The organism is Streptomyces sp. NPDC093510 (assembly GCF_040683555.1).
Lineage (GTDB): Bacteria > Actinomycetota > Actinomycetes > Streptomycetales > Streptomycetaceae > Streptomyces.
Genome location: NZ_JBFBEE010000001.1, coordinates 470211 through 483718, shown reverse-complemented (window position 1 = coordinate 483718; position 13508 = coordinate 470211). Strand labels below are relative to the sequence as shown.

General features: G+C 71.7%; 10 protein-coding genes. 2 read left to right on the top strand and 8 right to left on the bottom strand.

The genetic code is table 11. The features are described 5' to 3' along the window. Window positions 1–41: 41 nt before the first annotated feature. Entirely contained in the window at window positions 42–2225 is a 2184-nt protein-coding gene (locus AB0N81_RS01955) for a UvrD-helicase domain-containing protein (protein ID WP_365354738.1), read from the bottom strand. 116 nt (window positions 2226–2341) lie between these two features. Between AB0N81_RS01955 and AB0N81_RS01950 the strand changes: the two genes are divergently transcribed. Further along, window positions 2342–4945, top strand: coding sequence for a DUF262 domain-containing protein (locus AB0N81_RS01950; RefSeq protein ID WP_365354736.1), 2604 nt, complete (start codon window positions 2342–2344; stop codon window positions 4943–4945). 79 nt (window positions 4946–5024) lie between these two features. Then, on the top strand, window positions 5025–5717 hold the full coding sequence (locus AB0N81_RS01945) for a phosphatase PAP2 family protein (RefSeq protein ID WP_365354734.1): 693 nt from the start codon (window positions 5025–5027) through the stop codon (window positions 5715–5717). A 17-nt stretch (window positions 5718–5734) separates the two neighbouring features. Here AB0N81_RS01945 and AB0N81_RS01940 read toward each other — a convergent pair whose 3' ends face one another. The 7 genes from AB0N81_RS01940 to AB0N81_RS01910 are packed head-to-tail and all read right to left on the bottom strand — an operon-like array spanning window position 5735 to window position 13508. Further along, window positions 5735–7060, bottom strand: a complete 1326-nt coding sequence (locus AB0N81_RS01940) for a glutamate-1-semialdehyde 2,1-aminomutase (protein WP_365354733.1) — start codon at window positions 7058–7060, stop codon at window positions 5735–5737. Between the two features lie 24 nt (window positions 7061–7084). After that, entirely contained in the window at window positions 7085–7633 is a 549-nt protein-coding gene (rfbC, locus tag AB0N81_RS01935; protein ID WP_365354732.1) for a dTDP-4-dehydrorhamnose 3,5-epimerase, read from the bottom strand. Beyond that, window positions 7630–8931 (bottom strand): polysaccharide pyruvyl transferase family protein, encoded by a 1302-nt coding sequence (locus tag AB0N81_RS01930; RefSeq protein WP_365354730.1) that lies wholly within the window; start codon window positions 8929–8931, stop codon window positions 7630–7632. Before AB0N81_RS01930 ends, rfbC begins: the two co-directional genes overlap by 4 nt. Window positions 8932–8945: 14 nt before the next feature. Further along, entirely contained in the window at window positions 8946–9902 is a 957-nt protein-coding gene (locus AB0N81_RS01925; protein ID WP_365354728.1) for a glycosyltransferase family 2 protein, read from the bottom strand. After that, on the bottom strand, window positions 9899–11197 hold the full coding sequence (locus tag AB0N81_RS01920) for a hypothetical protein (protein ID WP_365354726.1): 1299 nt from the start codon (window positions 11195–11197) through the stop codon (window positions 9899–9901). Before AB0N81_RS01920 ends, AB0N81_RS01925 begins: the two co-directional genes overlap by 4 nt. A 5-nt stretch (window positions 11198–11202) precedes the next feature. Continuing rightward, window positions 11203–12486 carry a DUF4910 domain-containing protein gene (locus tag AB0N81_RS01915; protein WP_365354725.1) on the bottom strand — a complete coding sequence of 428 codons (1284 nt, stop codon included), beginning with the start codon at window positions 12484–12486 and terminating at the stop codon, window positions 11203–11205. Continuing rightward, a complete protein-coding gene (locus tag AB0N81_RS01910; RefSeq protein ID WP_365354723.1) occupies window positions 12474–13508 on the bottom strand; it encodes an SDR family oxidoreductase in 1035 nt (344 codons plus the stop codon). The genes AB0N81_RS01915 and AB0N81_RS01910 overlap by 13 nt, the downstream gene beginning before the upstream one ends.

Genomic DNA, 13508 nt, shown 5'->3' with positions numbered 1-13508 from the left:
CGCGCACGCGCGCTTCCGAAGCCATCCGTATCCGCAACCCCTCAGCTCGCCCGCACCGCGGCGAGGAACCGGCTGGGTTCCCCGTGCCATGACACCCGTAGCGCCTCGCGGGCCCGGGTGCAGGCCACGAACAACAGGCTGAGTTCGCTGAGCAGGTCCTCACGGTGCTGCTGGGCGTCGGTCTCCTCGGCCGTCACGGCATTGCGTAGTGGGACCGTGCCCTCCTTGACTCCGGCCACCGCGACACAGCGGAACTCCAGCCCCTTCATGCGGTGCATCGTGCCGATCCGGACTCCGTCACCGGCCGCCGACCCACCGCCGAGTACCACGGCTGGAACGCCCGACTGTTCCAGCGTCTGTCTGATTTCCTTGCCGAGCTGGGTGTAGCGCACGGCGATGCCGATCTCGCGCGGGGCGACACCGGCGTGCGTCCAGTCGCGGACCTGGCCCACCAGCCCGGCGAGCTCCTCCAGTTTGTCCTCGGCGCCCGAAGTCCGGGGCAGTGCTCCATGAAAGGCGGACCGGTAGCCGTTCAGCGACTCGGTCCCCTCGTCCATGTCGTCGACCGATTCACCGGTGAGCAGCGCCGTGGACCAGGCCAGGATCTCCTGCGTGGTGCGGTAGTTGATGCGAAGCCGGGTTGAGCGGCCGGTCACCGGGATGCCGAGGCTGCGCAGGGAGACCTTGTTTCCGTAGATCCGCTGATACGTGTCGCCCGCGATGAACAGGTCGTCCGGTCCGGAGGCCACCAGGGCCCGGAGCAGCCGCCATTGGGCCGGGTGCAGGTCCTGCGCCTCGTCGATCACCACATGACGGAACGGGCGCTCGCCGCCCTTCGCGTCGAGCAGCCGGGCGGCCTCCGCGCAGATCTGGAGGAACGTCCATTCGCGTGCCTGCGCCAGTTCCCTGGTGAAGGCCTCGACCGCGCGCCACACCTGGGCCCGCTTGAGCGGCCCGAGCGCGGTCCCGCGCCCGGCGCGCGACGCCTTGAGATAGGCCTCTGGCGTCCGCAGGTCCTGGGCCAGTACGACCTGCCGCCACTCCTGGTCGAGGAAGACATCGGTGAAGTCGGCACCGGTTCGCCGGGCGATCCGGGCCCAGCGCGCGGTGATCTCCTTGTGGTCGGTGACCAGCGAGAGAGGAGCACCCCGGTCCTCACGTACGAGCTGATGAGCGAGTGCGTCCACGTTGACCACCCTGATCTTCGCGCGCAACGCCGGGTGGGGGATGAGGAGTTCGAGGCTGCGGCGGAGATCGGCGGCGAGGTCCCGGGTGTACGTGGTCAGCAGGATGGACTCGTCCGGAGCGTCGGCGGGCAGCTGCCGTGCCAGGTGCAGAGCACGGTGCAACGCGACGACTGTCTTGCCGGTGCCGGGGCCGCCCACGACGCGCGCCGGTCCCCTGTACGACGGCCGGTAGGCGACCCGGTGCTGGCTGGGGTGCAGGAACACCCGCCAGGTGTCGAACGGCCGCGCGAGGATGTCCATCAGCTCGTCGGGGCCGGTGACCAGAGCGATCCGTCCGCGGGAGTGGGCCATCGCGGCCGACAGGTCGTCCGGGGCGGTGGGGAACGGGGACAGGTCGCCGCCCGGTACGGCGTTGACCTCCTGGGATGCCGAAGGCGAGGCGTGCTCCAGCTGGACTGCCACCACCTCTCGCCAGACGTCCTCCGGAGACATGCCGGCGGCGAGCCCGGCCAGTACGTCGTACTGCTGCTCCGGAAGGATCTTCTGCAGCGCGTCGAGATGGGCCTCGTCGGTGAGGTGCCGGACCAGCGGCAGCAGATCCGCGTCGATGCCGAGCCGGACGAGGTCCTTGTCGTCGACCTTCCCGAACAGCCGTCGGTCGGCTTCGCCGGCCAGCTCTCGTATGCCCGCCGTCGCGCGTTCCAGGGCCACGTCGTTGCGCAGTTCGATGCCCTGGGTCGCCGAGTTGACCGTCGCCCGGTGCTTGCGGGCCCAGGCGATCGCGTCGTCGTGCGGCATGACCTTGAGCAGGAGGAAACTGTCGCCGGACTCGGGGGCGAGGACGACGCCGCGCATGAACTTGTCGATACGAATGGTCCGGATCCGCGGGTCGCGCGGCTGCTGCAGCTTCTCCAGATGCAGGCCCGCGTGCCGGTGCGCCCGGAACTTGTCGAAGACCTCCTGGACCCGCTTCTGCACCGGCTTTTCCAGCCGGGCGAACTCCATCAGGAAGTCCTTGTGGATGCCCAGCATCGCCATGGGTGTCCTCCGCGCGTGCGGCCGGTCGGCCAACCTGTCGGTTTGCCTGATCACCGTACCCGGATGGAGGAGGATGACGAGGCAGTCTTGTCAGACCTTGCCGGAGAGGGACGCGCGTGCACGCTCAGGAGACCACGTTCAGCAAGCTCGTCCAGGGCGAGATGCAGTTTCAGGTGCCGCTGTATCAGCGTACCTACAGCTGGCAGCAGGCGGAGCTGAAACAACTCTGGGACGATGTCATGGAGTTGGTCGAGGAGCGTCTTGAAGGTCGTGCGACGACCGGGCACTTCCTGGGTTCCGTGGTGCTTGCCCCGACCGGCGTCGCCGCCGGTGCGATGCAGCGCTGGCTGGTCGTCGACGGGCAGCAGCGGCTCACCACTCTGATGCTCGCCTTCACCGCCCTGCGCGACCACCACCGGGAGCAGGGCGCGGACAAGAAGGCCGCTCGCATCAACGACCTCCTGCTGGTCAACAGCTACCGCGAGGGCGACGAGCATTACCGGCTGCTGCCGACCCAGGCCGATCGGGACGCCTTCACCGCGTGTGTCGAGAGCACCCCGCGCGCGGGCGGCCCCGGCAACATCGGGGCCGCCTACCGCTTCTTCCTCGGCGTACTGGCCGAGGGCACCGAGAACGGTGGAGAGAAGTGGACCGAGGCGGTGGAGACCGTACTGGGCGGGCAGCTGTCCATCGTCGCGATCACCGCGGCGGAGGGCGACAACGTCTACCGGATCTTCGAATCGATCAACAATACCGGCGTCGGACTCAGCCAGAGCGACCTCCTGCGCAACTACGTCTTCATGTGTCTGCCGACCCGCGGTGAGGCCGTCTACCGCAGCCGCTGGCTGCCCATGCAGGAGCTGCTCGGCCCGGAGAACCTCGAACTCCTCGTCTGGCTGGACCTGGTGGTCAGCGGCAACAGCCGGGCCAAGCAGAGCGAGACCTACCGCGACCAGAAGAAGCGCCTGGAGGCTCTGAACGGCGGAGAGGCCGCACTGGAGCGGGAAGTGGCCGCGCTGGCGGAGCGCGCGGAGAGGCTGATGCGCATCCTGGAGCCCGCACGCGAGCAGGACCCGGGTCTACGGCTGGCGCTGGAGCGGCTCGCCCGGTGGGGCGGCCTGACCCACTACCCGCTGGCCCTCCACCTCCTGGACCGGGTCGACGCGGGGCAGGCGTCCGCCGCCGACGCGGCCCAGGCCCTTGCCTACGCCGAGAGTTACCTGGTCCGTCGCCTGTTCGCCGGGCTGTCCACGACGGGCAACAACCGGGTCTTCATGGAGCTCCCCAAGGAGCTGGACAAGGACCTTCCGCCGGCCGAAGCCGTACGCAGCCATCTGTCGCGCAGTACGGCCGGGCCCCGCCTCTGGCCCCGGGACGAGACCGTCCGCGAGGCGATCCGCACCCGGCCCTTCTACAAGTCGGGCCGCAGCGGGCAGCGTTTCCAGGTGCTGCGCAGGCTGGAGGAGAGTTACGAGGCCAGCGAGCCGGTCGACTACGGCAGGGCTCGGCTCACCGTGGAGCACGTCCTGCCGCAGAATCCCGCCCAGGACTGGTTCGACCTGCTCGCCGAGGAGACCGAGGACGCCCAGAGTCCCGGCGAACTGCTGGCCACGCTCGTGCACACCCTCGGCAACCTCACTCTCTCCGCCGACAACGCACGCCTGTCCAACCACCCCTTCCGCCGCAAGCAGGAGATCCTCGATGCCAGCGCCCTGCGGATGAACCAGCAGATCGCCGCTCGGACCCGTTGGGGCCGGGCCGAGATCCTCGCCCGCGCCGACGAACTGGCGGACCGTGCACTGGTGCTGTGGCCGGGCCCGATCGAGGACCTGGCGCCCGCCGACGCGGAGTCACCGGTCTGGACGGAGCTGCGCGCGGTCCTGCGGGCCATGCCCACCGGCGCCTGGACGACGTACGGCGAACTCGCCGCTCTCCTCGGGACGCACGCCATCGCCGTCGGCAACTACCTGATGTCGAAGCCGGGCGTGTACGGGGCGCACCGGGTCCTGACCGCCGACGGCCGGGTCGCCGAAGGATTCCGTTGGCCCGACGGCCAGGACAAGGGAGATCCGCGTGGCCTGTTGGCGGCCGAAGGCGTCTCCTTCGACGACGCCGGCCGCGCCCACCGCTCCCAGAGGCTGACCGCCACCGACCTGGCGGCGCTCCTGGGCAAGGACCCCGACGACCTCACCGTGCCCTCCGCCTCCCCCTCCCCGGGCTACGAACAGCTGCCGGCCGCCGCACGCTTCGAGGCCCAGCTGAGCGACAACCAGACGCCGGAGACCGTCCAGGGCATACGCGCCGTGCTGTCCGCCTGGGAGGACCTGGGCGGCCACCGCGATTACGGCAAGGCGAGCGAGACCAGCTGCTATCCGGCGATCCAAGTGGACGGCGAACCGCGCCCGCGCGTCCTGTGGCCGATCACGCTCTACCCCGTGAGCGGTGTGGCCGAGGTGGTCTTCCAGTACCTGAAGCGTCGTCCGCCCTTCGACGACGAACCGATGCGACGCGAGCTGATGCACCGTCTGAACAAGATCGACGGTGTCGAGCTGGCCGAGGCGAAACTGGACCTGCGCCCCTCCTTCCCGCTGGAGGTCTTCGCGGAGCACGCGGAGGAGATCAGCGCCGTGCTGGAGTGGTTCGTCCACGTCGTCGCACTGGCCGAGGCGCGGCGGTCGCTGGCTGAAAGTGATGTTCTGGATGGGGTGGGGCGCGGGTAGCCTGCGCGAACAGTGATCGGTATGTCACCCCGGGCACAGGTGCGTGGAGAGTGGCCTGCGACCGGAGCGCGGGGGGCCCATGGTGGACGCAGTCGAGGGTGTCGCCGACGGCGGCCGGCGGGTGGTGCCCGCGGTGTTGCCGCAGGTCCTGCGCGCGTGGCTCGGCGTCGTCGCCGGGATCGCCGTGCTGGTGGTCGCCGGGATCGGGATGCTGTACGCCGGGCACGGCGAGCCCGGCACCGCGGACAGGTGGGTCATCGACCCGACGGCGGACAGTGTGCGGCCGCCGTGGCGGCGCGTCGCTCTGGCCACGGACTTTCTGGGCGAGCCCATCGGCGCGGCCGTGCTGGTCGTGGTCGCCGTGACGGGCTGCCTGCTGCTTCGGAGAACCCGCGCCGCGGTGCTCGTCGTCGCCGGGGCCGGCGTCACCGTGGGGGTTGCGCGGCTGCTCAAGCACCTGGTGGGGCGCACGATCCACGGTGACGGCAATCTGTCCTACCCGAGCGGGCACACCGCCTTCGTCACCGCTCTCGCCCTCGTGTTCGCGCTCCTCGTGGTCGGGCGGCTCGGCCTCGGCAGGGCGGGCGGCGCGCTGCTCGTGCTCGGCGCGGCGCTGGTCGCCGGCGCCGCCATGGGCTGGGCCCAGGTCGCCCTGGGCGCGCACTACCCGACCGATGTCCTCGGCGGCTGGTGCACCGCGCTCGCGGTGGTGCCGGTGACCGCGTGGTGCGTCGACCGGGTCGCCGACACCGGTCGACGGCAAACTCCCTGACGTAGCGTCACGTCACGTCAGGCCAAGCGGCGGAACACCGGCTTCACCGGGCGGCCCTCCAGCCAAGGCGTGGGGTCCCCCGCGTCCAGCGCCTTCCGGTACACCGCGCACGCCTGGGCCACCGCGTCGACGGTGTGGTCGATGTCGGCGTCGCTGAGTGCGCTGCTCACGACGAACGACGGGGCCAGGACCCCGGCCGCGAGGAGTCGGCGCAGGAACAGGGTGCGGTACCGCTGTGACGGCTGACCGTTCCCGTCGAGGGTGGCGAAGACCAGGTTGCTCGCCCGGCCCCGGACGGTGATGTGGTCGCCCACACCCATGCCGGCCGCCGCCTCGCGCACCCCGGCGGCCAACCGCTCGCCCAGGGAGTGGAGTTGAGCGGTGATGCCCTCTTCGGTGTAGGTGGTCTGGACGGCCATCGCGGCCGCCAGCGAGTGCGTTTCCGCTCCGTGTGTGGTCGACAGCAGGAACACCCGGTCGCCGGAGTGGCGCAGTCCGCCGCGCTCCATCAGCTCGCGGCGTCCCGCCAGCGCGGAGACGGCGAATCCGTTGCCCAGCGCCTTGCCGAAGGTGGAGAGGTCGGGGACGACGCCGTACAGACCCTGCGCGCCCGCCTCGGACCAGCGGAAGCCGGTGATCATCTCGTCGAAGACCAGGACGCAGCCGTGCCGGTCCGCCAGCTCGCGCAGGCCGGTGAGGTAGCCGGGCGGGGGTTCGGTGTGGGTGGCGGGTTCGAGGATCAGGCAGGCGACCTCGCCCTGGTGCCGGGTGAGCAGTTCCTCCGTGGCGGCCAGGTCTCCGTAGGGGAACGTCAGGGTGAGGTCGGTGGTCTCCGCCGGGATTCCGGCGGGCATCGGTGTGGTGCCGATGAACCAGTCGTCGGTGGAGAAGAACGGGTGGTCGCCGCAGATGGCCGCCCGCGGGCGGCCCGTGACGGCGCGGGCCAGTCGTACCGCCGCGGTGGTGGCGTCGGAGCCGTTCTTCGCGAACTTCACCATCTCGGCCGTCGGCACGGTGGCCAGGAAGCGTTCCGCGGCCTCGACCTCCATGATGGAGGGCCGGACGAAGTTGCTGCCGCGGTCGAGTTCGCGGCGCACCGCCTCGATCACGCGCGGGTGGGCGTGGCCGAGGCTGACCGACCGCAGCCCCGAGCCGTACTCGATGTAGCGGTTGCCGTCGATGTCCCACACGTGGGCGCCCTGGCCGTGGCTGATGACCGGGGCCAGGTTCTCGGGGTACTGGTCGTCGCCCTTGGCGTAGGTGTGCGCGCCCCCGGGGACCATGGCGTGCAGCCGCTCGTTCGCCGCTCGCGACCGGGGCAGGGAGAACTCTTCGTTGTCCACGGTGGGTTCAGCTCGCTCTCTGCTTCAGGAGTTGTGCTTCAGGACGTCGGCCAGGCTGGGTGCCTCGCGGTCCCGCTGCGACATCGAGGTGGCCGGCAGCGGCCATGGAATGGCGAGTTCCGGGTCGTCGAAGGCGATCGTCACGTCCTCGGCCGGATCGTGCGGGCGGTCGATCCGGTACGAGGTGTCGGCGGTCGCGGTGAGCGCCTGGAAGCCGTGCGCGCACCCCGCCGGGATGTACAGGGTCAGCTGCGTCTCGTCGGACAGCTCGAAGAAGGCGCGGTTGCGGTACGTCGGTGAGTCGGGCCGCAGGTCCACGACGACGTCGAAGATCTTCCCGTACGAGCAGCGCACGAGCTTGGCCTCGCCGGCGCCGGAGCGCAGGTGCAGGCCGCGCAGCACGCCACGGACCGAGCGGGACAGGCTGTCCTGGACGAAGGCGTCCGGGTCGAGGCCCACCGAGCGGACCACGTCGGCGTCGAAGGTGCGGCAGAAGAAGCCGCGCTCGTCGGCGTACGGCGTCGGCTCGAAGAGGTACGCGCCGGAGATCTCCGGGACTTCGGTCGCTCTCATGGAGTCTCCTGCTGAAGGTGCGGGTGGGTGTGGGGGTCGGTTCTGGTGTGACTGTGACAGTGACTGTGACTGTGGGTGTGAGTGTGGGTGCCGGCGGGCGAGGGGAACAGGGCCTCGGTCAACGCCGCGAACTGATCGGCCAGTTCACGGGCGGCGGCCGCGTTCCGTTCGGTGAGGATCTGTCGTAGCTCCGCCGATCGCCGCTCCAGTTCCCGGAACTGTTCGAGCAGCCGGTCGGCGTCGACCTCGCGGGCCGGGTGGCGGTACGCGGCGAGGCCCATGCGGTCCATGAGGGCGTCGCTCTTCGCCGCGTAGCTGAGGGCGAGCGTCGGCGTTCCGGACTTCAGCGCGCAGACCAGGTTGTGGTACCGGGTCGCCACCACGCTGTCGGCGGCCGCCGTCTCCTTCATCAGGTCGGCGAGCGAGGCCGCCTCGGCGGCGGTGACCAGTGGCGAGTCCACCGCGTCGAGGATCGCGTCGACCACCGGCGCGTCGCACTCGTCGCCGGTGAGGAGCCGGACCGGCCTGCCGTCCTCGACCAGCGCGCGCACGAACCGGATCGTCCCGTCGAGGTAGCGCCGGTGGATTTCCTCGGCCCGCGCGCGGTCGTCGTTGCCGCCGTGGAAGGCCATGACGCCGACGCAGACAGGACCCGGCGAATCCGAAGGCGCGCCCGCCTGTGGTGTCGGCAGGGCGAAGGCGAGATCCGGGTAGACCTCGTCGCGCGTGGTGTCCACGCCCATCGCCCGCATCGCGTCGCGGGACAGGTCGTCCCTGTACGAGCGGTACGTGGCGAGCCGCGCCGACCAGCGCACCAGGGTCCGGGTCGGCCGGCTGCCGATCGCCGCCGCGCCGACGCCGACCAGCGCGACCCGGGTGCCGAACAGCCGGCCGGACGCGCAGAGCAGGAACAGCGAGTAAGGGAAACCCCACGGCCGCAGCGGCAGCGTGGCCTCCAGGACGCCCATGCCGGGCACGATCACCACGTCGTGCCTGCGCACCCAGGCCGCGGTGCGGAAGGCGTCGACGAGTTTGCCCGCGCCCTTCGCCGCGATCGCGCCCGCGCGGGACGCGGTCCGGTACTCCCCGCGGTACCAGTGCAGCCGCGTCGCCGGAACGCTGTACCGGGCCGACACGACCTCGGGGCCGCCGCACAGCGCGTCCACGGCCGCGTCCGGGTGCTCGGCGCGGAGGTACCCGAGCACGGCCTCCAGTGATCCGTCGTTGCCGAGGTTGCCGGAGCCGAGCAGGCCGAACACCCCGACGCGGGCGCGTTTCCCGCCTGCCTTCCCGTTCACGCCTGCCTTCCCGTTCACCCCTGGCTCCCCGTACGGCCCTCACGGCCCGCGACGAGGGCGTCTACGGAGACGGTGAGCCGGTCAGGGTCGACCGGGGCCCGGTCCTCGACCCGCTCGCCGGCGCCCGGCCGGACCCGGCTGGTCAGCCACGCGGCCAGGTGGCGGTGGCACGCGCGCCGGTCGGCCGCGGACAGCGGCGCCCGTCGGATCGCCGAGACGAAACCCCAGACGTACTCGGCGAGCAGCCGGGGCGTCGGGTGCAGCGGGCCCGCCCGGCGCGGGTCCAGGTTGACGCACCGGGAGCGCTTGGAGGGGTTCGCCCGCTCGGCGCGGGTGGGGTGGTCGCGGCGGAAGTACAGCAGCTCGGGCACCTGGTGGAAGGGCCCGTGCAGGGTGATCTCGGCGACGAACGTGCGGTCCGCGTGGTGGTAGCTGTCGTGCGGTTTCACCCGGCGCAGCACGTCGGCCCGCAGCACCCCGTAGAAGTCGTCGCCGCCGGGCTCGAACAGCAGGCTGCGGAAGCGCTCCGGCGCGCGGGGCGAGTCGGTGGCGAGCGTGTAGTCGTACGGGACCTTCACCTGTCCTTCGCCGTCGATGACCGCTTGGCCGGCGTGCGCGAGGACGACGTCCGGCCGCTCGTCCAGCGCCTCCACGCAGCGCAGCAGCAGGTCCCGGGCGTACAGGTCGTCGTGCGACGCCCACTTGAACAGCTCGCCGCGGCACTGCGTGAACACGTAGTTGTGGTTCGGTGCGGCGCCGATGTTCCGGGTCAGCCGGATGTACCGGATGCGCGGGTCCAGCGTGGCGTACCGGCGGCAGATGTCCTCGGTCCCGTCGGTGGAGGCGTTGTCGGAGATGACCAGCTCGAAGTCCTCGTAGGTCTGGCCGAGCAGGGCGTCGAGGGCCTCGGTGAGGTACTCCTCGCCGTTGTAAACGGGCAGGCCGATGCTCAGCCTGGGGTGCGCGGTCATGAGGTCCTCACTTCGGGGGTGGAATGGTGGTGGCGCTCGCGCAGGGCGGTCCGCAGCTGCAGCCACCACACGGCCGAGCTGACCGCCGTCGCGGCGGCGACGCCCCAGGCGGAGCCGGCCGTGCCGGCCACGGCCGCCCCGCCGAGCCCGCCGCCGACGTAGCAGGCGGAGGCGAACAGCTGGCAGCGCAGGCTGCGGCGGGCCGCGGCGAGGGCGCGGAGCCCGGCGGCCGCGCCGGTGCCGAGGCCGGCGCCCGCGACGCCGAGCGTGGCCGGCACGATGAGCTGTGACGCGGAGTGCCAGACCCCGCCGAGCACGAGCTCGCCGAGCCGGTCCGGCACGAGGAGCAGCGCCGAGCCCCAGAGCAGCGCGGCGACGGCCTGCCCCGCGCCGAGCAGGAGGCAGAACTTGGCGAGCCGGTGCGGGGACCGCCGCAGCACCCGTGCCGCTTCCGCGACGGTGACCAGGGAGAGTCCCATCAGCACGGCGAGGAACGGGCCGAGCAGGAGTTCGGCGCCCCGGATTGCGCCCACCGCGCCGATCCCGACGATCGCGCCGAGCCCGTAGGCCCGCAGCTGGCTCGCGCCGCTGACGCCGACGTTCTCGACGAGATAGCGGTAGCTGAGGTCGCGCTGCTCGCGCAGCCACGCGCGCGCTCCGGTCATCCGGGGCCGGAGGCCGGACTGGAGGCAGCCGTACGCCGCGGCCACGGCTGCGGACGCGCCCCAGGCGAGCACGAAGGCGGCCACGTTGCCGGCGCGGGCCGCCACCACCATGGCGGGGATGAGCGCGACGCCCCACACGAGGTCGTTGACGAACGCCTTCCGTCCGGCGCCGGCGGCGAAGAACGCGTACCGCCAGGCGTCCTGCAGCAGCAGCCCCGGCAGCATGACGCCGAGGCAGGCGAACGCGGGCCCCACCCGGCCGCCGAGGGCGAGCCCGGTCACCAGGCACGCCGCGCCGATGGCGGTGCCGACGCCGAGCGCGGTGCCCGACGAGCGGACCACCGCCCCGCGCCAGGAAGCGTCCGGCACGCCGCTGAAGCGGACCACGAGCGGGTCGGTGGCCAGGCCGCGGGAGACGCTGAGCACCACGCCGTACGTCACCCAGGCCAGGCTGAACACGCCGAAGGCGGTCACTCCCAGCGAGCGTGCCACGTAGATGCCCACCGCGAAGTTGGTCATGCTGGAGGCCGCCTGGTCGGCGAGTCCCCAGGACAGCCGGCCGACGAGGGCCCGCCGGGCGGACCCGGCAGACCGCTGCGTCGTCCGCGGTTTCTCCCCCTCGGTGGTCATCGGCTTCACGCCTTGAGCAGCCCGGCGCCGTGCAGGGCGTCGGCCGCGACGGCCACGGTGTCGAACGGCAGCCCGGACCGCTCGGCGACGTCCAGCAGACTGTGCTCGCCGTCGGACAGGTTGAGCACCCAGAGCATGGCCAGCTGGGCCTCCTTGGTGTCGCTGCGGCCGCCGAGCGCGTCGTACAGCCCGCGCCGTCCCAGCTGCGGTTCGCCGTAGGGGCTGAGGTTGACGTACCGCCGGTTCCTGTCGAGGACGGCGGACGCCTCCCGGCAGACGGCGAGCGTGTCCGCCATCGCCTCCGGGGAGACGAAGTCCGGGTTGTCCGCCGAGGTGTGGTACTCGGGGTAGCCGGCGTACGGGGTCCGGCTGAGCGAGCCCACGCCGAGGTCGAACCCGGGGGAGCAGAACTGCCTCTCGTCGTAGCCGTACGGGGTGAACTCCTTCACCTGGTGCGGGCGTTCGGAGGAGGCGAGGACGTGCCGCATCACCCGGTCGATCTCCGCGTCGCCGCGCCTGCTCTGCTTGTACGTCAGTTGGCCCCGGTCCCCGGCGCAGGCCAGCACGAGCCCGTGCTTCACCTGCTCGATCCGCTCCGCGTTGCGGGCCAGCCAAGTGATCGCCCCGATGGTGCCGGGCGCGAAGATGAACCGGTACGTGTAGTACGGCGTCGTCTCCGCCAGCGCCCGCGCCAGGAACGTCGCCACCGCGATGCCGGCCAGGTTGTCGTTGGCCAGCGACGGGTGGCAGACGTGACAGGAGACGATCACCTCGTCGGGGATCTGCCCCGGGACGACGTGCTCGGCGTAGGTGAGGTGGCCGTCGGCGAGCGTGGAGTCGACGCACACCTCGTACTCCCCGTCGGGCAGCGCGTCCAGGGCCTCCTGCGACAGGCAGAATCCCCACTCCGGCTTGTAGTAGCTGGTGCGGTACGGCACCCAGGCCGGGTGGTCCGGCAGGGTGTGCAGATGTCCGCGCAGTTCGGCCAGCGGCATCGTCGCCGACACCGGCACGCTGTAGCCGAGCACGTGCAGGCTGGACGCGGCGAAGTCGACGACCCGGTTGCCGGCGGCGTCGGCGATGTACGCGTCGCGGATGTTCCACTCCTGCGGCACCGTCCAGTCGAGCACCTGCGTCCCGGTCGGCACCTCGTGCATCCGCAACGGGACGTACTCGTCGACGATCTTCAGGGTGGCGCGCACGCCGTCGCCCGTGATGCTCCGGCACAGCGGGTACAGCCGCTCCACCAGCGCGTGCATCTGCTCGCCGAGCGTGGTCACCGGCGCCACCGCAGGGTGTCGTCGACGGTGTCGGCCTCGGACGCCGCGCGCAGCACGGCGAGGCGGGTGAAGCGTTGCTCGAAGCCCTCCCGCGTGAGCCCGAACTTCCGGTAGGCCCCGGCGAGTTCGAGCGCTCCCTGCTTCACCGTCCACTCGCAGTCGAAGCCCTCCGCCGCGGCGCGGAACCGGGAGAAGTCCACCCGGTACGACCGCGGGTCGGCCCCCGTCTCCCCGGTGATCACCACCTTCGAGCCGGACACCGCCTCGGCGACCTGCCCGGCGATCTCGGCGACCGTGACGTTGTTGGTCTCGCTGCCGATGTTGAACGCCCGGTCGTGCACCGACTCGCGCGGCGCGCTCAGCGCGGCGGTGAAGGCCCGTGCGATGTCGGCGGCGTGCACCAGCGGGCGCCAGGGCGTGCCGTCGGACATCACGAGGACCTCGCCGGACAGGAGCGCGTGGCCCACCAGGTTGTTCAGCACGATGTCGGCGCGCAGCCGGGGCGAGTAGCCGAAGGCGGTGGCGTTGCGCATGTACACCGGGCTGAAGTCGCCGTCGGCCAGCGCGTGCAGGTCGTCCTCCACCCGCACCTTGGACTCCGCGTACGGCGTCACCGGGCGCAGCGGGGCGTCCTCGGTGACCAGGTTCGACAGGTCGGGGTCGCCGGAGGCGCCGTAGACGGAGCAGGTCGACGCGTACAGGAAGCGCCGCACCCCCGCCTCGCGGGCCAGCCGCGCGAGGCGCACGGACGCGTGGTGGTTGATGTCGTAGGTGAGCTCCGGCGCCAGCGATCCCAGGGGGTCGTTGGAGAGCGCGGCCAGGTGGATCACGGCGTCCACCCCCGCCACGTGTTCGGCCGTGACGTCGCGCAGGTCCACCCGGTGTCCCGGCGGGTCCGCGGGCGGCGGGCCGAGCACGCAGTCGGCGAACAGGCCGGCGTCGAGCCCGACGACCTCGTGTCCGGCGGCCGCGAGGACAGGGGCCATCACGGTGCCCAGATAGCCCTGGTGTCCGGTCAGCAGTACGCGCAA

Excerpts from the sequence above, each read along its gene's own strand:
- AB0N81_RS01945 (WP_365354734.1), top strand. The coding sequence starts at position 5,025 with ATGGTGGACGCAGTCGAGGGTGTCGCCGACGGCGGCCGGCGGGTGGTG.
- AB0N81_RS01920 (WP_365354726.1), bottom strand. The coding sequence starts at position 11,197 with ATGACCACCGAGGGGGAGAAACCGCGGACGACGCAGCGGTCTGCCGGG.
- rfbC (WP_365354732.1), bottom strand. The coding sequence starts at position 7,633 with ATGAGAGCGACCGAAGTCCCGGAGATCTCCGGCGCGTACCTCTTCGAG.
- AB0N81_RS01925 (WP_365354728.1), bottom strand. The coding sequence starts at position 9,902 with ATGACCGCGCACCCCAGGCTGAGCATCGGCCTGCCCGTTTACAACGGC.
- AB0N81_RS01955 (WP_365354738.1), bottom strand. The coding sequence starts at position 2,225 with ATGGCGATGCTGGGCATCCACAAGGACTTCCTGATGGAGTTCGCCCGG.